General features: G+C 69.4%; 19 protein-coding genes. 6 read left to right on the top strand and 13 right to left on the bottom strand.

Annotation, left to right across the window (positions count from 1 at the left end):
* Nucleotides 1–54: 54 nt before the first annotated feature.
* The gene (locus IG65_RS0126705; RefSeq protein ID WP_030517714.1) at nucleotides 55–651 is read left to right on the top strand and encodes a TetR/AcrR family transcriptional regulator; all 597 of its coding nucleotides are present in this window, start codon (nucleotides 55–57) and stop codon (nucleotides 649–651) included.
* A gap of 148 nt (nucleotides 652–799) precedes the next feature.
* On the opposite strand, the gene IG65_RS0126700 is transcribed toward IG65_RS0126705, so the two are convergent.
* The 3 genes from IG65_RS0126700 to IG65_RS0126690 form a co-directional block, all read right to left on the bottom strand.
* Nucleotides 800–1,513 (bottom strand): hotdog fold domain-containing protein, encoded by a 714-nt coding sequence (locus IG65_RS0126700; RefSeq protein ID WP_030517713.1) that lies wholly within the window; start codon nucleotides 1,511–1,513, stop codon nucleotides 800–802.
* A gap of 158 nt (nucleotides 1,514–1,671) precedes the next feature.
* A complete protein-coding gene (locus IG65_RS0126695) occupies nucleotides 1,672–2,322 on the bottom strand; it encodes a DUF305 domain-containing protein (RefSeq protein ID WP_030517712.1) in 651 nt (216 codons plus the stop codon).
* Nucleotides 2,323–3,900, bottom strand: coding sequence for an LVIVD repeat-containing protein (locus tag IG65_RS0126690; RefSeq protein ID WP_030517711.1), 1,578 nt, complete (start codon nucleotides 3,898–3,900; stop codon nucleotides 2,323–2,325).
* A gap of 256 nt (nucleotides 3,901–4,156) precedes the next feature.
* Here IG65_RS0126690 and IG65_RS0126685 point away from each other — a divergent pair, with 256 nt between their 5' ends.
* Nucleotides 4,157–4,531, top strand: a complete 375-nt coding sequence (locus tag IG65_RS0126685) for a hypothetical protein (RefSeq protein WP_227463122.1) — start codon at nucleotides 4,157–4,159, stop codon at nucleotides 4,529–4,531.
* 56 nt (nucleotides 4,532–4,587) lie between these two features.
* Nucleotides 4,588–5,061, top strand: coding sequence for a nuclear transport factor 2 family protein (locus IG65_RS0126680; RefSeq protein WP_030517709.1), 474 nt, complete (start codon nucleotides 4,588–4,590; stop codon nucleotides 5,059–5,061).
* 19 nt (nucleotides 5,062–5,080) lie between these two features.
* On the opposite strand, the gene IG65_RS0126675 is transcribed toward IG65_RS0126680, so the two are convergent.
* The 4 genes from IG65_RS0126675 to IG65_RS0126660 form a co-directional block, all read right to left on the bottom strand.
* Nucleotides 5,081–5,983 (bottom strand): hypothetical protein, encoded by a 903-nt coding sequence (locus IG65_RS0126675; RefSeq protein ID WP_051756925.1) that lies wholly within the window; start codon nucleotides 5,981–5,983, stop codon nucleotides 5,081–5,083.
* Nucleotides 5,980–7,044: a hemolysin family protein gene (locus IG65_RS0126670; protein WP_030517707.1), complete on the bottom strand. Its 1,065-nt coding sequence runs from the start codon at nucleotides 7,042–7,044 to the stop codon at nucleotides 5,980–5,982. The genes IG65_RS0126675 and IG65_RS0126670 overlap by 4 nt, the downstream gene beginning before the upstream one ends.
* Nucleotides 7,037–8,419, bottom strand: coding sequence for a hemolysin family protein (locus IG65_RS0126665; RefSeq protein WP_030517706.1), 1,383 nt, complete (start codon nucleotides 8,417–8,419; stop codon nucleotides 7,037–7,039). The genes IG65_RS0126670 and IG65_RS0126665 overlap by 8 nt, the downstream gene beginning before the upstream one ends.
* 341 nt (nucleotides 8,420–8,760) lie before the next feature.
* On the bottom strand, nucleotides 8,761–10,197 hold the full coding sequence (locus IG65_RS0126660; RefSeq protein WP_030517705.1) for a GuaB1 family IMP dehydrogenase-related protein: 1,437 nt from the start codon (nucleotides 10,195–10,197) through the stop codon (nucleotides 8,761–8,763).
* A gap of 68 nt (nucleotides 10,198–10,265) precedes the next feature.
* On the opposite strand from IG65_RS0126660, the gene IG65_RS0126655 reads away from it, so the two are divergent.
* Nucleotides 10,266–10,724, top strand: coding sequence for a PPOX class F420-dependent oxidoreductase (locus IG65_RS0126655; protein ID WP_030517704.1), 459 nt, complete (start codon nucleotides 10,266–10,268; stop codon nucleotides 10,722–10,724).
* Here the strand turns inward: IG65_RS0126655 and IG65_RS35145 are convergent.
* Nucleotides 10,721–11,248: a DUF1992 domain-containing protein gene (locus tag IG65_RS35145; protein WP_036525771.1), complete on the bottom strand. Its 528-nt coding sequence runs from the start codon at nucleotides 11,246–11,248 to the stop codon at nucleotides 10,721–10,723. The genes IG65_RS0126655 and IG65_RS35145 overlap by 4 nt on opposite strands.
* A 145-nt stretch (nucleotides 11,249–11,393) precedes the next feature.
* On the opposite strand from IG65_RS35145, the gene IG65_RS0126645 reads away from it, so the two are divergent.
* Nucleotides 11,394–12,815 (top strand): ethanolamine ammonia-lyase subunit EutB, encoded by a 1,422-nt coding sequence (locus tag IG65_RS0126645; protein WP_030517702.1) that lies wholly within the window; start codon nucleotides 11,394–11,396, stop codon nucleotides 12,813–12,815.
* A complete protein-coding gene (gene eutC, locus IG65_RS0126640) occupies nucleotides 12,812–13,651 on the top strand; it encodes an ethanolamine ammonia-lyase subunit EutC (RefSeq protein ID WP_081879776.1) in 840 nt (279 codons plus the stop codon). Before IG65_RS0126645 ends, eutC begins: the two co-directional genes overlap by 4 nt.
* Nucleotides 13,652–13,869: 218 nt before the next feature.
* Here eutC and IG65_RS37120 read toward each other — a convergent pair whose 3' ends face one another.
* The 5 genes from IG65_RS37120 to IG65_RS0126615 all read right to left on the bottom strand — a co-directional run bounded on the left by IG65_RS37120 (nucleotide 13,870) and on the right by IG65_RS0126615 (nucleotide 19,213).
* Nucleotides 13,870–15,411, bottom strand: coding sequence for a DEAD/DEAH box helicase (locus IG65_RS37120; protein WP_369801595.1), 1,542 nt, complete (start codon nucleotides 15,409–15,411; stop codon nucleotides 13,870–13,872).
* 286 nt (nucleotides 15,412–15,697) lie between these two features.
* Entirely contained in the window at nucleotides 15,698–16,675 is a 978-nt protein-coding gene (locus tag IG65_RS0126630) for a M56 family metallopeptidase (RefSeq protein WP_030517699.1), read from the bottom strand.
* A 62-nt stretch (nucleotides 16,676–16,737) separates the two neighbouring features.
* Nucleotides 16,738–17,175 carry a BlaI/MecI/CopY family transcriptional regulator gene (locus IG65_RS0126625; protein ID WP_051756924.1) on the bottom strand — a complete coding sequence of 146 codons (438 nt, stop codon included), beginning with the start codon at nucleotides 17,173–17,175 and terminating at the stop codon, nucleotides 16,738–16,740.
* A 77-nt stretch (nucleotides 17,176–17,252) separates the two neighbouring features.
* A complete protein-coding gene (locus tag IG65_RS0126620) occupies nucleotides 17,253–18,140 on the bottom strand; it encodes an ABC transporter ATP-binding protein (RefSeq protein ID WP_036525769.1) in 888 nt (295 codons plus the stop codon).
* Nucleotides 18,137–19,213, bottom strand: coding sequence for an iron chelate uptake ABC transporter family permease subunit (locus IG65_RS0126615; protein WP_030517696.1), 1,077 nt, complete (start codon nucleotides 19,211–19,213; stop codon nucleotides 18,137–18,139). The genes IG65_RS0126620 and IG65_RS0126615 overlap by 4 nt, the downstream gene beginning before the upstream one ends.
* Nucleotides 19,214–19,274 lie beyond the last annotated feature (61 nt).

The raw sequence follows: 19,274 nt of genomic DNA, 5'->3' as shown, positions 1-19,274 counted from the left end.
TGCGCCCGCAGCCGGGAGATTGTCAAGAACGAACGTTCTTTTTATGATGCGGACATGCCGCGACTGACCGAAACGCGTCGCACCGCCCGGCGGGACCAGCTCATCGCCGCCGCCGTGCGCTGTGTGGCCCGGGAGGGATTCCACAAGACGACGATGTCGGCGGTGATCGCCGAATCGGGGATGTCGGCGGGAGCGGTCTACGGCTACTTCGCCTCCAAGAACGACATCATCCGCGCGATCGCCGACTCCGTGCTCGGCCGGATGACGGCGAATCTGGCTCGGCTCACCGAGGGGGCGACGCCGGTGGCGCCGATCGATGCGCTGGAGTCCGTGCTCGGGCAGATCGCGGATCTGGCTCGCGACGGTGATATTCCGCGCGTCGCGGTGCAGGCGTGGGCGGAGGCCGGGCGGGACGAGGTGGTGGCCGGGATCGTCCGTCAACGCCTGGCTCAGGTCCGGACCGCCTGGCGGGATTTGCTGCTGCGCGCCCGCGAGGCCGGATTGCTCTCCGCCGCAGCCGATATCGACGCGCTCGCCCAGGTCATGCTCGGCGCGATGATGGGCTTCCTGCAGCAGTACCTGTTGATGGGCGACGTACGCCCGGATTCCTACGCTGCCGCCTATCGCAGTCTGGTGGGCGCCGGAGAGTAGGCGAACCGATCGCGAGATTCGTCGGCACGGTGCCGGGAGCTCGCGGTATGCCATCGTGAGATGTTGTGCCGCAGTGGTTTCGGGTCAGTCGGGAGCTGATCAGTGGTGTCGGGCAGCCAGGAGTTGCCGGGCTGACCGGCAGGGGAGGTTACCGCCGGGGCTCGACCCACAGCGCTTCGGCCAGGACCCGCAGATCGCCCTTCGGGGTCGAAATAGCCACGCCGACAGTGTGTTTGCGCCCGGAGGCGGCGATCGGCCAGGACCACACCAGGTACTTCTCCCCGGCGCGTACCGGTCCGATGCGACGGGTGGTGAGGGCGGCGGTGACGCCCCCGGGTCGCATTCCGGACAGTTCGATGGCTGCCCAGCCGCCGGGGCAGTCGACCGCCGACCAGATGTTCTCCGTGGTCAGATGCCCTCCGGGCCCGGCCAATTCGGCATCGGGAACCCAGGCGGCAGCGACGAGATCGTGGTCGCGCATCCGCCAGGGATACAGTCGCAGGCCCCGGCCCGGTGCATTCGCGGTGCCGCAGCCGTAGCAGTCGGGAATGGGCCGGCCCGCGGCGAACGAGTCGCGAGACGCGACCACCGCCTCTTCCCATGCGGGTGGCGGGGTGACGGCCAATTCCACCGAACCCGGACTCGCCTCGGCGAGGATTGTGCCGTCGGAATCGGTGAGCACGCTGCCGGATTCGGAGTCGGTGATCAGGACCGGGGTGCGCACCGGAACGCCGCGCCGGAAGTCGACGCGCACCTCACCGCCGACGCGATCGGCGAGCATGCCCGCCACGTAGCCGCCGAACGCCAGATCCGGATAACCGTGGATATGCGTGGGAATGGTGATCGCCGTACCGACAGTCATCCGCGTCCGAACCTCTCGATTGTGTGCCGACCCAGGGACCATAGCGGCACCCACCGACATCCTCGGGTCCGCCGGACGATTCGCACGGACCGGCCCTCTCGCCGCGGCCGCCGAACCTGCGGACACGGCAGCGGTCGACCGTGGCCGCCGGAATCGGCCTAGGGGAGTGGTTGCGCGCCGCGCTGGTTCAGCATCAGCGCGATCAACCCGGTCTCCTGGCTCTGGGCGACGAGCATGGCCCGGGCCTGCTCCTTCGCCGGGCCGGAGGCGATCTGCCGGTCGGCGGCGCGAGCCATCGCGATGCCGCCCTCGTGATGGCGGTACATCAGTTGCAGGAAAAGGATTTCCGCGTCACGCCCCCGGGCGGCCGAGAGCCGGTCCAGTTCGGCCGTGCTCGCCATTCCCGGCATGCCGGCCGCCGGCGCGGTGGTGGCGGGCCCGCTCGCCGCGTGATGGTGGCCGGAAACCGTATCCGCTGTCATCCATGCCATCGGGTGATCCGACATCGGGGCGGCGTTCGCCAGGCGCAGCCATCCGAGCATCGTGCCGATCTCCACCCGCTGCGACTGGTCGATCTGCTGTGCCAGCCGCAGTACCTGTGGATCGACCCCGGGGTCCAGACGCTGCACCATCTGGATCGCCTGCTGATGGTGAGCGGTCATATCCTGGGCGAATCCGATTTCGCTGGCGTCGAGAACCGGTGCGGCGGTGTGGTTCTCGGGCAGGACGACCGGCCGCAACGCGGCGCCGATCACCAGCAGGATCAACGCCGCCGCCGCATAGGAGCCCCAGCGCAGCCATCGCGACATCTAGGACCCCACGATCGAATGCTGGTCGGCCGGTGGTGAATACACGTCGTTGTCCAGCTGCAACACCATGAATCCGTTGTCGTTGCAGGAGGTCCACAGCTGGCTGCCGTGCCATTCCGGAGGCGCGAAACACCAGTCGGAGGACACGTCACCGAAGGCCAGCATCCCGGTGCGCGGTGACAGGGCCTGGGCCGGATCGAATTTCCCGTCCAGAATGGCGCGCGCGACCGAAAAGCCCTCCAGCGCCGGTGGTCCGATCAGCGAACCCAGCGCGTGCGGCGAGTTCCACAGTTGCAGATTCTGTCCCGTGCGGGCGGGCGGATTGAAGTAGGCGATCTCGTGCACCTGGAACGGATCGCGCACATCGAACACCCGGATGCCGGACGATTCCCACCCGCAGGCCAGTGCCGTCGGATTCTCGGGACGGTCGGCCGCGCAGTAGTGCGGGTCGTAGGAGAACACCGAACCGCCCATCGAGGAGGCGAGCATGCTGTCCTGATTCTCCGGCAGATCGATCCGCAATTTGATCTTCTCGACCACCTTGGGGTTGTTCTCGTCGGAGATGTCGACCAGTTTCACCCCGCCGGCTCCCGCCTCGTCGACGGTGAACAGATACGGTGTGCCGTCGTAGCTCACCGGCACGCTGTGCTGGGTCGCCCAGCCGTCGGTCCAGAACACCCGGCCGATGTGGTTGACCTGCGGATTCGGATCGCGCCGCTGAACCGCGCTGATATCGAGCACCGTGAATCCGCCCAGGGCCGACAGATACATGCGGTTGCCGTCGGGACTGATGCCGAAGCCGTGCGCCTCGATGCCGGTGAGCCCCTGCCAGATCACGTGCGGATTCGCCGGATCGGTGAGGTCGACCGCGCTGACGAAGCCGGGTGCGATGCCCGAGGCCCAATAGGTCCGGCCGTCGGGGGAGAAGCCGCCCTCATGGGTGGTGATGGGCAGGGGCATGGCCAGGTTGGTGCCCGGCCCCGGATTGAGCAGCCGCGGATGCGCGCAGTCGGAGATGTCGTAGACCGACAGGTAGCCGGTACCCTCCAGGAACGGAACTCCGGTGCCCACCAGCAGTTTTCTCGCGGTGTTGACCTTCAGGCTCTCCCAGGTTCCGGCCATCATCGCCGGTTCGGTGAGGGTGGTGCTCAACACCGGATGCGCTGGATCGGAGGCGTCGATCACCTGCACACCCTGGGCGGGACCGAGCAGATCGCCGGGGAAGAACGAGCCGGTGTAGGAGCAGTGGTCGTAGGTGGTCGAGGTGATGCCGGCGCCGTGGCCGGCATATCCGCCGACGAACGACATGTTGCAGCTGTAGCCCTGCGTGCTGCGGCCGGAGGCGCGGTCGGCGGCCGGAACATCGCCCTGCATACCGGTTTCCGGCCGCGAACCCGGGCCGCAGTCGGCCGGGGGCACCGCGACCTTGCCGATATCGAGGAATTGCTGCACCTGGGTGGCGATATCGGATTGCAGATCCGCCGATGCGCCGCCGACCGGCAGAATCGCGGCGGCGAGTAGGGCCGCGGCCGCGGCGATGAGTGGTTTGGGCGTGCGCCTGCTCGACCTCCGCGCCATTGCGGGACCCCCACCTTCCACAGTGAAACGGGTTACGCGTCCCACGCGCGGAGGTAGTCGGTACCGCCGGTTGCGGGCAATGCATCGAAACGGTAACCCACCCACCTTCTCATCGGGTCTGTTTTCGGGGAAAGCCGTCCGGGGCCACCGAGCTGTTGCGCCACAGCAACACGTGAGACAAACTCTGCGAATGGGAATGAAACACGTTGCAGTCATATCGGGTGCGGTGGCTGCCGCGTTGAACGCCGGAGTGGGAATGGCTGCGGCAGCACCGAATCCGGCCGATACGCCCCGGCAGGCCGTCGCCCGCGCGTATATCGATGCGCTGGTCTCACACGATGCGAGCGCGGTGCCGTTCGCGCCGGACGCCACCCGTGTCGAAGCCGGGTTGAAGACGGGCTATTCGGGCCCGCAATTGACACAGGAGCTGAATCACGGCGTCCAGTATTCGGTGATTCAGGACATTCGCGATCTGCGGATGACCGAATGCGGTGATGTGGTGACCGCGCGCTATCTGCTCGACTCCGGTGTCGCCGGGGTGCGGTTGATGACCGTCGACATCACCGAAACCTTCGTCATTCCCGACGGCACCATTCACACCATCAACGCCACCATCGACCCGGTGGTGTAACCGCGCCCGGCGCGGGACCGGAAAGCAACCGGAAATCCGGAGAGCGAGGAAAAGGTATGTCCGACAACGATGATCCGCGCGCGGTCGTGCGGCGGCTGTGGGCGGCGCTGGCCCGGCGCGACTGGGACGCGGTGGCCGCATCGCTCACCGAGGACTGCATCTACCTCGACGTGCCGACCGGTCCCACGCTGGCCGCGAAAGGGCCGGCCGATACCGTCAAACGCCTGCGCATCGGACTGGCCGGGCTGTCCGAATACACCAATCACGACGGGCTGCTGGTCGCCGACGGCCCGGACGTGATCTACGAGCACTCCGAAACCTGGGTGTGGCCCACGGGCGAGCGCGCCGAGCTGCCGTTCGTCTCCGTGCACCGGGTCCGCGACGGGCGCGTCTCGCTGTGGAAGGACTACTGGAACTTCGAAACCCTCACCGCGGCAGCGCCGCCCACGTGGCTGGCGGATTTCGCGGCGGCGGATATGTCGTGGATCTACGACGCCACGGCGGAATTGAGTATCCGCCGCGCGAACTGAGCCGCTCGGCGCCGTCCGCTCAGGACGACCCGAGCAGTGCCCGGCAACGGCCGAGCAGTTCGGTGCGCAACGGCTCCGCCCGCCGGGCCAGCTCGGACTGGGCACGAACGTATTCGGCACGGCCGCCGGGGGTTTCGATGGCGATCGGCCGGTAGCCGTAGTCGGTGAGGTCGTACGGGCTGGCGCGCATATCGATTTCGCGGGCGGCGCAGGCCAGGGCGAAGCAGTCCAGCAGCAGATCCGAGTCGATCAGCGGGACCAGCTTGAATGCCCACTTGTACAGATCCATCCCCGCGTGCAGGCAGCCGGGCTGTTCCCGGCGGATCTGGTCGTCGCGGGTGAGTTGTTCGATATTGCGCGGCGCCGCCTCCGGGGTGAAGAAGCGGAAGGCGTCGAAGTGCGTGCAGCGCAACGACATCGAATCGACCACGGCGTCGGTGCCGGCACGGCCGAGCCGCAGCGGGACCTGCCGGTGGCGCACATCCTCGCTGCGGTAGACCATCGCCCATTCGTGTAATCCGAAGCAGGACAGTTGCGCCGGCCGCGCTGCGGTGGCCGCCAGCAGGGCCGCGACGAATTCCACGGTGTCGCGGCGGCGGTCGAGAAAGGCCGGGTCGGCGGTATGGACCGGGCCGGCGGCCGTCTCGACGCGGTGATAGCCGCGGCGCTGCGCGTACTCTTCGGCATCGGCCAGAGCCACGCCGAAACCCGGATGCCAGCGGCGCAACTGGGCCGGTTTGTGCCCGTAATAGGTGAACAGGAAGTCGATCACCGGATGTTTGCGGCCGTCGGCGCGTTGCCGCAGGTACGGGCCGACCATCTCGTCGACCCGGTCCCGATGCGCCTGCGCCCGGTTCCGCCACTGCGCCGGCGGCAGGACCCGAAGGTCCTGCGCCGCAGCCGGTGTCGCGTCCACGGTCATTCCGCCACCCGGTGGGTGGCATCGCGCACGGTGCCCACGAACTCTTCCACCAGATCCTCGAGCGCGACGATGCCGACGGTATTGCCGCGGGTGTCGATGACCCGGCCCAGATGACTGTTGGTGCGGCGCAACCGGGCCAGCGCCTCGTAGAGCGTGGTGCCCATGCTCAGCGTCGGCAGCGGCCGGATATCGGTGCGCGGGATCGGCGTCGACGGCCCGGCCGAATCGTCGGCCACCTTGTCCAGCACGTCCTTGACGTGCAGATAGCCCACCAGGGAGCCGTCGCCGGCGCGCACCGGATAGCGGGAGAAGCCGGTCTCGGCGACCGCGGATTCGATATCGCCCAGGGTGGTGCCGTCACCGCGCAGCGGCACGCAGCGCGTCGTGGCCAGCGGCACCATCACATCGGCGACGATGCGGTCGGTGGTGCCCAGCGCCTGGGTGAGGCGGCGATGCTCTTCTTCGTCGATGAGACCTTCCGAGCGGGATTCGCCGATCATCTCCGCCAGCTCCACCGACGACACGGTCGCGTCGAGCTCGTCCTTGGGCTCGATGCGCAGCGCGCGCAGGGTGAGATTGGCCGCCAGGTTGTACAGGCCGATCAGGGGACGGGCCAGGCGCAACCACCACAGCATGATCGGCACCAGCAGCAACGCCACCCGCTCCGGCCCGGCCAGGGCGATGTTCTTCGGAATCATCTCGCCCATCAGCATGTGCAGGATCACCACGAGGCCCAGGGCCAGCGCGAATCCCACCGGATGCAGCAGTTGATCCGGCACGCCGACCAGGTCGAACGGGCGCTCGAGTAGATGCGCGATCGCCGGTTCGCCGATGCGGCCCAGCAGCAGCGAACAGATGGTGATGCCCAGCTGGGCGGCGGCCAGCATCATCGACAGATGCTCGGCCGCGCCGATCACCGTGCCTGCTCCCCGTTTACCTTGGGCGGCAAGGGTTTCCAGCCGGTCACGGCGGGCGGAGATGAGCGCGAACTCCGCGCCGACGAAGAAGGCGTTGGCGCCGAGCAGAACGACGGTGAGCAACAGTCCGAACAGATCACCCATGGCTGAGCTCCCACGTCGTCACCGCATCGGCGTCCACCGGCTGCAGCAGCACCCGGTCGATGCGTCGTCCGTCCATGCGTTCCACCCGGGCCAGCCAGCCGCCGTGGGTGTGCGGCTGCATCGCGTGCCCGTTGGTCGCGCTCGGGGTGGGCAGCAGCACCTCGTCGCCGGCCAGCGGAATGCGGCCCAGGGTGGTCAGGACCAGTCCGCCGAGGGTGTCGTATTCGCCCTCGGGCGCGTCGTAGCCGGTGGCCCGGGACACCTCGTCGATGCGCAGCAGCCCGGAACAGTTCCAGCCCAGGGCGGTGCGGCGCACGTCGAGTTCCTCCTCGTCGTGCTCGTCGCGGACGTCGCCGAGGATCTCCTCGATGATGTCCTCCATGGTCACCAGGCCCGCGGTGCCGCCGTATTCGTCGACGACCAGCGCGAGCTGCATCCCGTCCGCGCGCACCCGTTCCAGCACGGTGTCGCCGTCGAGGCTGGCGGGCACGATCGGCACCGGCCGCGCGATCGAGGACAGCGCGATGGTGCCGCGCTGCGCGACCGGATACAGGAATGTCTGTTTGACGTGCACGATGCCGAGGGTGTTGTCCAGATCGCCGTCGATGACCGGGAAACGGGACAGGCCGGTGCGGCCGGCGGCGGCGATGAGGTCGGCGATGGTGTCGTTCTGATCCAGCGTTTCGATCTTCACCCGCGGCGTCATCAGATCCTCGGCGCTGCGCTCACCGAACAGCAGCGAGCGGTCCACCACGAGGGCGGTGCGCTGATCGAGCGAGCCCCGCATCGCGGAGGTGCGCACCAGCGAACCCAGCTCCTGCGGCGAGCGTGCCGACCGCAGTTCCTCGGCCGGTTCGATGCCCAGCCGGCGCACCGCCCAGTTCGCGGCGCCGTTGAGCAGTTTGATCAGCCAGGAGAAGACGGTGGTGAACACGATCATCGGACCGGCCGTCCAGCGCGCGGTGGTCAGCGGTTTGGCGATCGCGATGTTCTTGGGGACCAGCTCGCCGTAGGTCATCGACAGCGAGGTCGCCAGCACCAGCGCGATGAACAGGGAAACGCCCTGCGCGGTTCCGGGGCCCGCGCCGAGCGCGGTGCAGATCGGCTCGATGAGCCGGGCCAGCACCGGTTCGGCGATATAACCGGTGACCAGGGTGGTGATGGTGATGCCGAGCTGGGAGCCCGACAGCTGGAACGACAGGGTGCGGTGCGCGTGGCGGACCTGGCGCGCGCGACGATCGCCCTCGCGGGCGTGCGCTTCGACGGTGCTGCGCTCGAGTGCGGTGAGCGAGAATTCGGCAGCGACGAAGATCGCCGTGCCCGCGGTGAGCGCGATGAATCCCAGCAGGCTGACGATGGTGAGCACTACGGACACGATCGGCACCGCCCACCGGGTAACGGAGGATCTGCGGAGACGGAGGCGCCGGGTTGGTCACCCGGCTCGGTAGAGGAGCCCTCCTGTGTGGCGCCCTCGGACGCGGGTGACAACTGGTTCCTTTCGCAAGTGGACGAGCCGAACTAAACGCAATGCCGGTCGGCGGAGGTCCGCCGGTCGGCACAACCTATGTTACCGGGATCTTCGCGGCGACCGAGCGGCACGGCGCGCCGCGACCCCTCCGGTGCGGCGGATCGGGCTCGCGGCGAACGCGGAGACGCCCGGTGTGTGCCGGATCCTGCCGGATCGCCCTCCGCGAGCCGTGGTGAGTGTGGTGAGCCTTACCACCCCGAGGGCAGCGGGCGTCCTTCCGCGAAACCGGCGGCCGACTGCACGCCGAGCACCGCCTTCTCGTGCAGTTCGGCGAGCGTGCGGGCCCCGGCGTAGGTGCAGGCGCTGCGCACACCCGAGCAGATGTGGTCGATGAGGTCCTCGACGCCGGGACGTTCCGGATCCAGCCGCATCCGGGAGGAGGAGATGCCCTCTTCGAACAGCGCCTTGCGGGCGCGATCGAATCCATTGTCGGCGGCGGTGCGGGCGGCCACGGCGCGCTTGGAGGCCATGCCGAAGCTCTCCTTGTAGGCGTTGCCGTCGCGGTCCATGCGCAGATCACCGGGCGATTCGTAGGTACCGGCGAACCAGGAGCCGATCATCACGTTCGACGCGCCCGCGGCCAGGGCCAGGGCCACGTCGCGGGGATGGCGGACTCCGCCGTCGGCCCAGATGTGCACGCCGAGATCCTTTGCGGCCGTGGCACATTCGGCGACCGCGGAGAACTGCGGGCGGCCGACGCCGGTCATCATGCGGGTGGTGCACATGGCGCCCGGGCCCACGCCGACCTTGACGATGTCGGCCCCGGCCTCGGCCAGATCGCGGGTTCCGGCCGCGGAGACCACATTGCCCGCCACCAGCGGCACGCCCAGTTTCAGGTCCGCGACCGCACGCAGGGACTCGAGCATCTTCTCCTGGTGACCGTGGGCGGTATCGATGACCAGGACGTCCGCGCCTGCGTCGACCAGAGCCTTCGCCTTGCCCGGGATATCGCCGTTCACACCGACCGCGGCCGCGATGCGCAGCGTGCCGTTCCGGTCCACGGCCGGGGTGTAGATGCCGTCGCGGACCGCGCCGGTGCGCGTCATGACACCGGCCAGGGTGCCGTCGTCGTGGACCAGCACCGCGAGGGTCGCGTGCGCCGCTTCGAGCAGGCCGAAGATCTCGCGCGGGGAGGTGGTCGCGGCGGCGCTGACGAAATCGGCGTCGGCGACCGTGCGCAGCCGCGCGAACCGGTCCACATCGGCACAGGCGGATTCGGTGACGACGCCGACCGGCTTGTCGTTCTCGACGATGACCACGGCGCGATGGGCGCGCTTGTGGATCAGGGCCAGCGCGTCCGACACCGAATGATCCGGACCGAGGGTGACCGGGGTGTCGGCGGTGAGCGAACGGCTCTTGACGAAGGAGATGGTGTCGGAGGCCGCGCTGATCGGCAGATCCTGCGGCAGCACCACGATGCCGCCGCGGCGCGCGACCGTTTCGGCCATGCGGCGTCCGGCGACCGCGGTCATGTTCGCGACCACGATGGGGATGGTGGTGCCGGTTCCATCGCTGGTGGACAGGTCCACATCGAACCGCGACGACACATCGGTGCGATTGGGTACGAGGAACAGATCGTCGTAGGTGAGGTCGTACGGCGGCGTGTGTCCTGGGAGAAACTGCACTCCGGCCATTGTAGGGGAATCGATCATGGCAGGGTGGGTGCGAGAGGACCGTCGAGAAAGGATCGCCCATGCCACGGATCGCGACCGCCACGGAGGTCGACCGGACCGAACTGCTCGACTTCGCCCGGCAGCGCCACCGCGGTGTCCTGGTCACCACGCGCGCCGACGGCGCCCCGCAGATGTCGCCGGTGACCTGCGGCGTCGACGAGGCGGGCCGGATCGTGATCTCCACCTACCCCGGACGGGCCAAGACCCGCAACGCGCGCCGCGATCCGCAGGTGTCGATCTGTGTGCTGTCCGACGACTGGGACGGTCCGTACGTCCAGATCGACGGGCGTGCCGAGGTACTCGACATGCCGGAAGCGCTGGACGGACTGGTGGACTACTACCGGTGTATCGCGGGCGAGCATCCCGATTGGGAGGACTATCGCGCGGCGATGGCGCGGCAGAACAAATCGCTGATCCGCATCGAGGTCGAGCGGTGGGGGCCGGTCGCCACCGGCGGATTCCCGCCGTCTCAGGACTAGGCGGCGGCGGGGTGGTCGCGGCGGAGCAGTCGGCGCCACCACGGCGGGCGACCGTCCCGGTGTCGCGTGGAAGTGGTTGCGGGAGAGCCTTTTCCGCTGCCGGAGGCCGTTCGTTGCCGGGTGTGCCGGTCGGCGCGCCAGCGCGCGACGACCTCGTCGGCTCGAGCGGGTGCGAGGCGGACGTGGGGGCCGTGCGGCATCCGGATCCATTCCACGATGCGGATGTTGAGATCGGACACATAGGCGCGGACCTCGGCCTCGGAATCCATCTCCGCGACCCGCTCGGGTAACCGCTCCAGATCGCGGCGCAGCACCAACGAGGTCGGCAGCAGCGCCTCGCCGCCCACACCTTCGCGGCGCAGGTAGTTGTTCAGCCACCAGTTCTCGTCGTAGGGCTCGCCCACGCCGGGCAGGGGTTTGCCGGTTCCGGCCAGATTGTCGAATTCACCGCGTTCGGTGGCCTCGCGGATCTGCTTGTCGATCCAGGATTCGAAACCCATGCCGGCCGGTTTGCGTTCGGTCATGTGCGCCTCCTCGCAGTGTCGGAGTGCTTACCCGATCGTAACGCGTTGGGACATAACGGACATCGAGGGGCGTGGGTGCGCGGCGGTACGCTGGCAGCCACCACCGGCGGTGAGGGTGGACAGGACACCGATCCGGAGGAGACCGATGACGCGGTATCAGCAGACCCTCCACGGCCGGACCTACGCCTTCGACGGGCTGGCCGACCTGCTGGCCAAGGCGACACCGCTGCGCAGCGGTGACGAACTCGCCGGGTGCGCGGCGAGTTCGGACGCGGAGCGCGCCGCGGCGCAGTGGGCGCTGGCCGAGGTGCCGCTGCGCGACTTCCTGAACGAGCCGGTGGTGCCCTATGAGACCGACGAGGTCACGCGGCTGATTCTCGACACCCATGATCGCGCCGCGTTCGCGCCGATCGCGCAGCTGTCGGTCGGCGGGCTGCGGGACTGGCTGCTCGCGGTGGCCGCCGGATCGGAGGCGGATCCACCGGCGGCGGTATTACGTTCCGTGGCATCGGGTTTGACGCCGGAGATGGTGGCGGCGGTGAGCAAATTGATGCGCAATCAGGATCTGATCGCGGTCGCGCGGGCCGCCGAGGTGCGCTCCGGTTTCCGCACCACCATCGGACTGCCGGGCCGGCTGGCCACCCGGCTGCAGCCGAATCACCCCACCGACGATCCGCGCGGTATCGCCGCCGCGGTGCTCGACGGATTGCTGCTCGGCTGCGGGGATGCGGTGATCGGCGTGAATCCGGCGACCGACTCGCCGCGGGCCGCCGCCGAGCTGCTGACACTGCTCGACGAGGTGCGGACCCGATTCGACATTCCGGTCCAGTCCTGTGTGCTCGCCCATGTGACCACCACGCTGGGGTTGATCGAGGCGGGTGCGCCGGTGGATCTTGTCTTTCAGTCGGTCGCCGGGACGGAAGCTGCGAATGCGAGCTTCGGGGTGAATCTGTCGCTGCTGCGTGAGGCCAACGAAGCCGGACGGTCGCTGGGGCGCGGAACCGTCGGCGACAACGTGATGTACCTGGAAACCGGGCAGGGCTCGGCGCTGTCGGCGGGCGCTCATCTCGGTACCGGCGGCAGGCCCGTCGATCAGCAGACGCTCGAGGCGCGGGCCTACGCCGTCGCGCGCGAACTGGAGCCGTTACTGGTCAACACGGTCGTCGGCTTCATCGGCCCGGAATATCTGTACGACGGCAAACAGATCGTCCGGGCGGGGCTGGAGGATCACTTCTGCGGCAAACTGCTCGGCCTTCCGATGGGCGTCGACGTCTGCTACACCAACCACGCCGAGGCCGATCAGGACGATATGGACACCCTGCTGACGCTGCTCGGTGTGGCCGGTGTCGCCTTCGTGATCGCGGTGCCGGGGGCCGACGACGTGATGCTCGGCTACCAGAGCCTCAGTTTCCACGACGCGCTGTACGTGCGCCGCCTGCTCGGCCTGGCGCCCGCGCCGGAGTTCGAGCAGTGGCTGGCGCGACTGGGCATGCTCGACGCCGCGGGCGGTATCGCCGCGGTCGAACCGTTGACCTCGCCGCTGCGGGAATTGGCGGGGCCGCGATGAGCGCCACCGGGACGAATCCGGCCGGAGCCGGACAGGCGCGCGATGCGCGTCGATCAGGTGCGGACAGCGAGTTGTTCTGGCGGGAATTGCGTGGGACGACGCAGGCGCGGATCGGGCTCGGTCGAACCGGTGACGCACTGCCTACCGCACGCGTACTGGAATTCCGGGCCGCGCATGCGGCGGCGCGCGACGCGGTGCACACCTGCGTGGACGTGGATGCGCTGTGCGAACGGGTCGCCGCGCTGGACCTCGGGACGCCGATCCGGGTACGCAGCCGGGCACGAGACCGCGCGGAGTATCTGCGCCGGCCCGATCTCGGACGAGAACCCGAGGACTCCTCGGTGCTGCGAAAGCCTCTGTCGCCCAGCGCTTTCGATGTGGGATTCGTTCTGGCCGACGGTTTGTCCCCGAGTGCGCTCGCGACACACGGACCGGATCTGCTCGCGGCCCTGGTCGACGAACTCGGCCCGCACTACACGCTGGCCCCGCCGGTGATCGCGACGCAGGCGCGGGTGGCGATCGGGGACCATCTCGGTGCCGCGCTCGGTGTGCGCACCGTGCTGGTGCTGATCGGCGAACGCCCCGGCCTGTCGGTGGCCGACAGTCTCGGCATCTACCTCACCCACCGCCCCCGACCGGGCCGCACCGACGCCGAACGCAACTGCGTGTCGAATATTCACCCGCCCGAGGGCCTGGGGTATCGACAGGCCGCCGCCGTCGTCGCGGGTCTGGTAGCGGGTGCGCGTGCACTCGGACGATCCGGCGTGGACCTGAAGGACGGGTCTGGCGCCGATGCGGTGAAAACCACTGTGGTGGAAGGGATTCCGGAGCGCTGACAGCGAAAACGGCGCTGCACGGTCGAAAGTGCGCCATACCGAGAGGTGCGGTAGGAGCGAACCGTGCCCTCCTCGCAGGTTCCGTCGGGCGCGGGGGACGACGGTGGTGATGGCACGGTAGGCCGAATCAACGGTTCGCAGTCGGAAACTGGGACCGACGTCGGTGGCCGGCACGCACGCTGCCGCGTCGACGGGGTTGGGTTGTCCCGGTAGGTGATTCAGTTGGCGCGGCGCTTGCGGGAGTATGGCGGCCGGGTATTTCGCCACGGCCTTGCGGGTGTGTCGGCTTCTTGCGTGTCGACCGGCCGAGGCGGGGCGGCGGCCGGATCCGGGACCGGGCGTCCGGTCGGCGGGCGGGCCCCGGCCAAGACGGCGAGCCGGGGGTCGCCCGGTCGGATGCGCACGTGCTCGAATACCACCGCGGCGTCGCGGAGTACGGTGTCCGCGCTCGCATCGGTGCCTATCGTGACGACGGTGCCGCTCGCCCCCGCGCGGCCCGTGCGGCCGGAGCGGTGCAGATAGTCCTTGGCATCGGCGGCGGGATCGACGTGGACCACCAGCGTGACGTCGTCGACGTGGATCCCGCGTGCGGCCACGTCGGTGGCGACGAGAACCGGTGCCGCGCCGGAGGAGAACGCGGCCAAGGTGCGCGTGCGCTGCGCTTGGCTCAGCCCGCCGTGCAGCGCGACGGCGCCGACGCCCGCTTCCCGCAGCCGCCCGGCGAGTTTGTCCGCACCGTACTGGGTGCGCACGAACAGCAGGGTGCGCCCGTCGCGCGCGGCGATCTCCGCGACCACTGCGCGCTTGTCGGTCGCTCGCATCTGGAGGAGGTAGTGGGAGACCTTCGCCGTGCCGGAAGGGGAGAGCCCGCTGAGATCATTTCCGGTGGGCGGCCTGCCGATCCCGTCGGCGGGAGTGGGTTCGACAGTCGACGTGGTCGGCGAGCTCGGCACTTGCGGCCGGGCTTCCCGGCCGGTCCCGGCATCCGGGCGCGGTGAATTCTCTTGTCTTTCAGCGGCTTTGCGGACCGCGGGCGCTCCGGCCGCAATGACAGCTGGAGCATCGGCCCTCTCCGCAGCAACCACCGAATCGGTTGCCTGTGAGCCCGGGCGCGCCTCGGCGTGCCCGGGAGAAGGCGCCCGCGTTCCCGCGGTGGTCGTGACGTCGTGATGGACGGGGTCGTTCAGGTAGGTGTGCACGAGCGTGTCGACGGCGGCATCCAAGGTCGCGGAGAAGAGCAGGTGCTGAGTGCCGGCGGGCAAGCGGTCGAGGATCGTGCGGATCTGGTCGACGAAGCCCAGTTCGGCCATGTGGTCGGCCTCGTCGATCGCGACCATCCGGATCGCGTCCAGGCCGACCTTGTCCTGGTCGATGAGGTCGGTGAGCCGGCCGGGGGTCGCTACCAGCAGGTCCACGCCGCGGCTGAGGCGATCGGCTTGTCGTTTGATCGGCACACCGCCGACGGCCGTCGCCACCCGCAGGCCCAGCGACAGCGCGGCCTCGTCGAGGGCCGTCTCGATCTGCAGGGCCAACTCGCGGGTGGGGGCGAGGACTAGCGCTCGGGGGCGGTGCGGTGCGGACGCGCCGCGCCGCAGCCGGGCCAGCATCGGCAGGCCGAAGGCCAGGGTCTTGCCGGAACCGGTGGCCGCGCGTCCCAGCACATCGCGACCGGCGAGCACATCCGGAATCGCCGCCGCCTGGATGGGAAATGCGGTCTCGAGGCGCTCCCGCCGCAACGCCTGCACCAGTTCGACCGGCAGGCCGAGTTCCGCGAATCCGGGCCCTGCGGCCGGACCGCGAGAAGCTTCGCCGCCCGGCGGTGAGGTCGAGGGTTCGGAGCGCCCGGCTCGGCGACGGTCCTTCGGTGCGCGGTCTCCGGCATCCGGTGTGCGGTCCGATCGTCCTGTGCGCTCGCCCACCGGCCGGCCGGACCCGGCCCGCCCGGAACCTTCCGAGGATCGCGCGCCCCGGGGGCCGCCGCGTCCGAAAGGCTTGTCCCCGCGATTGTTCGCGTGCCGGCTGCGAGCTCCCGGGGAACGCCGCCGCTCAGGCACTCAACAACCGGTTCAATTCGACCAGCCACGGAATCGCCACCGCGAGGGTCGGTACCACCAGGATCGCGGCTGCCGTCGCGTAGGCCGCGGTCGCGATGCGCAGATCGCCGAGCGGACCGGTCAGGCGCTGGATGCGGATGAGTGTGGTGGGCCCGCCGGCGGCCATGGCTCCCTGCGGGGCGGTGGAATTCGAGCAGGTCACCAGGGCGCGGGCCAGCGGGGTGGGGCCGGTGACCTTGACGGCGGAATCGTCGGCGAGCAGTTCGATCAGCAGCTTCACCGAATCCAGCGCGGATTTGCTGCGCACCACCCGGGGGAATGCCTCGTGCGCGGCGGTGAACGCCTCCAGCACCAGGTCGTGGCGCGCCCGCAGATGCGAACGCTCATGGCTGACGATCGCGGTGAGCTCGGATTTCGACAGGTTCGCGAACGTTCCCTGGCTCAGCACCACACGCTGGCGCAGACCGGGCAGGCAATAGGCGATGGGCTCGGCGGCGGCGAGGACGCGGATATCCGCGGCACGGGTCCCGGCCAGGGGCGAGGCCGCGATCAGATCGCCGTGCCCGCTGTCGCCGCCCTGGTCGAGCAGGTCGACCAGCATCCGGTGCCGGGCCCGGCGGCGGCGGGTGTGTACGCCGACCCGGATCGCGGCGTAGATCAGGCGCGCGCCGACCAGCAGGGTCAGCGCGAAGACGACGACGTAGATCAGCCAGAGGCCCAGGCCGAGCGCGTCGATCTCCTTGGTCGGGGAGGTGGTGGGGCGACCGTCGGGTCCCGGGACCAGCAGCAGACTGGCGATGGCCAGCCCGGATCCGAACGCCGACAACACCGCTGCCAGCGCGACCGCCTGCCACAACACCAGCGCGGCGCGGGGAGTCCGGTACGGCCAGGTGGCTCGGCTGAGCAGAGCCGGGACCGGTCCCGCGAGAAGCAAGGCGAGACCGGCGAAGACCGGCGCTGTTGCGTTCATACTCAGCTCACTGCGTTGTGGGGCCAGGGGCCCGAGATCGCGGCGCGGAGAGCACCACGCAGCTACTGCGGCGGGGCGACTCCGTTGTCGTCGGATGCGGTGTTCTCGTCCTCGGACGGGTTGCGCGCGGTCTCGGTTGCTTCGAGCTTAGCGAGTGCATCGCGGAGTGCGGCAGCCTCATCCTTTCCGACCTGTTCGACGAAGTGCACGAGCGCGGCGCGGCGGGACCCGACTTCGTCGGCCTGCTGCAGTGCGTCGACCATCAGACTGGCCACGAGTTCGTCGCGCGTGTGCACGGGCGCGTACCGATGTGCCCGGTCGTCGCGCTGTTGCACGACCAGATTCTTCTTCGCCAGCCGCTGTAGCACCGTCATCACCGTGGTGTACGCGAGCTCGCGGTGCGCGGCGAGGGCTTCATGGACCTGCCGTACCGTCTGCGGTTCATCGGCCGACCACAACTGGTCCATGACCGCTTTCTCGAGTTCACCAAGACCTGCCATCCCTCCAGCTTACGGAGGCAACGACACAAATGCGTACTACAGTTCGTCGTAACCGGTCGGTAGCTATGTGGGATTTTTCATAACCCGGTCGGGGAACTCGCTTCGGCATCGTCCGCGCGCGGTCCGCCGACGGCGCCGACGACGTGCCGCGCGCCGATAGGCACGATCATCGGACGCTCCGACACCGGATCGGTGTGCACCTCGGCACGCAGGCCGAAGACCGTCCGCAACAGTTCGGTGTCGATCACCTCGCTCGGCGCGCCCTGGGCGACGATGCGGCCCTCGCGCATGACGATCAGCCGGTCGCTGTAGCGGATGGCCAGATTCAGATCGTGCAACACCATGACCACGGTCCGGCCCAGATCGTCGTGCAGCCGGTCGACGAGGTCGAGCACCTCCAGCGAGTGGGCCAGATCCAGATAGGTGGTGGGCTCGTCTAGCAGCAGGATGTCGGTGCCCTGGGCCAGTGCCATGGAAATCCACGCCCGCTGGCGCTGCCCGCCCGACAGTTCGTCGAGGGTGCGGTCGGCCAGTTCCGACACGCCGGTCTGGGCGAGGGCGTGTGCGACCTCGGTTTCGTCGTCGGCCGACCATTGGCGCAGCCAGGACTGATGCGGGTGGCGGCCGCGCGCGACCAGATCGGCCACGGTCAGGCCCTCCGGCGCGACCGGTGTCTGCGGCAGCATGCCGACGATGCGGGCGACGTCGCGGGTTTTCATGGTGGCGATCGCCTTGCCGTCCAACAGGACTCGGCCCGCGTTCGGCCGCAGCAGCCGGCCCAGTCCGCGCAGCAGCGTGGATTTGCCGCAGCCGTTCGGGCCGATCACCGTGGTGATGAGGCCGGGTTCGATATCGACGCTGAGGCCGTCGACGATGACACGGCCGCCGTAGCCGAGGGTGATGTTCTCCGCGGCGAGGCGGTGGGCGTCGTTGCCGGTGTTCCGGTGCGGGGTTCGGGTGCTCACAATGTCGCCTTCCGGTTCACGCGTATCAGCAGCAACAGCAGGAACGGTCCGCCGAACGCGGCGGTGACCAGGCCGACCGGTAAGTCGACCGGTACGACGGTTCGGGCCGCGACATCGGCGGCGATCACGATCAGCGCCCCGGTCAGCGCCGAGCCGATGACCGGCTCCCCGGGGGTACGCAGCAGCCGGCGGGCGATCTGCGGCGCGGCCAGCCCGACGAAGGCCAGCGGGCCGACCGCCGCGGTGGCCAGTGCCGCCGCCGCCACCGCGGCGCCGATCAGCACCAACTGCTGGGTCTGTACGCGCACACCGAGCGCGCGAGTGGTGTCGGAGCCGAAGCGCAGTGCGGCCAGGGTGCGCGCCGAACCCGCCGCAATGAGAACCACGACGACGAGTCCGGCCGCCGCCGCACTCGTCCGGTTCCAGTCCGCGCCGTTGAGCGAGCCGGTGAGCCACAGTTGCGCCCGGGCGGCGTCGTCGAGGCTCGCCCGCGTGACGAGCCAGTTGATACCGGCCAGCAGCAGCGCGTTGACCCCGATCCCGATGAGGATGAACCGCATTCCGCTCAGTCCGGTGTCGCCGCCGCTGTTGCGGCCCAGCGCCAGGACGCCGATCAGTGCGGCCGTGGCCAGTCCACCCGCGAGCGCCGCGAGCGGAACACCCAGCGACGCGACGATTCCGGTGGCGGTGCCGCCCGCACCGGCCAGCACGGCGACCGCGGCGAAGCTCGCCCCGGAGGTGATGCCGAGGACGTCGGGGCTCGCGAGCGGATTGTGCAGGATCGACTGCGTGATCGCGCCCGCGATGCCGAGCGCCGCTCCGGCCACCAGCGCGGTCACCGCGCGCGGCAGCCGCGATTCCATGACGACGTAGCGTTGCGAGCGGGTGCCGCCGCCGGTCAGCACGTCCAGCACCCGCGCGAGGGCGATGTGATAGTCGCCGACGGAGATGTCCACCACGAACAGCGCCACGATCGCGGCGGCGAGGGCCAGCAACGTCAGCAGCATCGAAAGACGAAGGACCGCAGACACTCCGGCGACGCGGACGGCCGGCCGGACCCGCGTCAGCGCCACGCCGGATCGGTCCGCGCCGGGAACGCTCTTCGAATCGCCGACCGACCCGGCCGCAGCTTCG

The sequence above is a fragment of the Nocardia sp. NRRL WC-3656 genome (assembly GCF_000720265.1).
GTDB classification, from domain to species: Bacteria; Actinomycetota; Actinomycetes; order Mycobacteriales; family Mycobacteriaceae; genus Nocardia; species Nocardia nova.
This window is presented reverse-complemented; position numbering and strand designations above follow the sequence as displayed.

What these genes read in the sequence shown, in the direction of transcription:
- IG65_RS0126705 (WP_030517714.1), top strand. Translation starts at nt 55, where the DNA reads ATGCCGCGACTGACCGAAACGCGTCGCACCGCCCGGCGGGACCAGCTC.
- IG65_RS0126700 (WP_030517713.1), bottom strand. Translation starts at nt 1,513, where the DNA reads ATGACTGTCGGTACGGCGATCACCATTCCCACGCATATCCACGGTTAT.
- IG65_RS0126695 (WP_030517712.1), bottom strand. Translation starts at nt 2,322, where the DNA reads ATGTCGCGATGGCTGCGCTGGGGCTCCTATGCGGCGGCGGCGTTGATC.
- IG65_RS0126690 (WP_030517711.1), bottom strand. Translation starts at nt 3,900, where the DNA reads ATGGCGCGGAGGTCGAGCAGGCGCACGCCCAAACCACTCATCGCCGCG.
- IG65_RS0126685 (WP_227463122.1), top strand. Translation starts at nt 4,157, where the DNA reads ATGGCTGCGGCAGCACCGAATCCGGCCGATACGCCCCGGCAGGCCGTC.
- IG65_RS0126680 (WP_030517709.1), top strand. Translation starts at nt 4,588, where the DNA reads ATGTCCGACAACGATGATCCGCGCGCGGTCGTGCGGCGGCTGTGGGCG.
- IG65_RS0126675 (WP_051756925.1), bottom strand. Translation starts at nt 5,983, where the DNA reads ATGACCGTGGACGCGACACCGGCTGCGGCGCAGGACCTTCGGGTCCTG.
- IG65_RS0126670 (WP_030517707.1), bottom strand. Translation starts at nt 7,044, where the DNA reads ATGGGTGATCTGTTCGGACTGTTGCTCACCGTCGTTCTGCTCGGCGCC.
- IG65_RS0126655 (WP_030517704.1), top strand. Translation starts at nt 10,266, where the DNA reads ATGCCACGGATCGCGACCGCCACGGAGGTCGACCGGACCGAACTGCTC.
- IG65_RS35145 (WP_036525771.1), bottom strand. Translation starts at nt 11,248, where the DNA reads ATGACCGAACGCAAACCGGCCGGCATGGGTTTCGAATCCTGGATCGAC.
- IG65_RS0126645 (WP_030517702.1), top strand. Translation starts at nt 11,394, where the DNA reads ATGACGCGGTATCAGCAGACCCTCCACGGCCGGACCTACGCCTTCGAC.
- eutC (WP_081879776.1), top strand. Translation starts at nt 12,812, where the DNA reads ATGAGCGCCACCGGGACGAATCCGGCCGGAGCCGGACAGGCGCGCGAT.
- IG65_RS0126630 (WP_030517699.1), bottom strand. Translation starts at nt 16,675, where the DNA reads ATGAACGCAACAGCGCCGGTCTTCGCCGGTCTCGCCTTGCTTCTCGCG.
- IG65_RS0126625 (WP_051756924.1), bottom strand. Translation starts at nt 17,175, where the DNA reads ATGGCAGGTCTTGGTGAACTCGAGAAAGCGGTCATGGACCAGTTGTGG.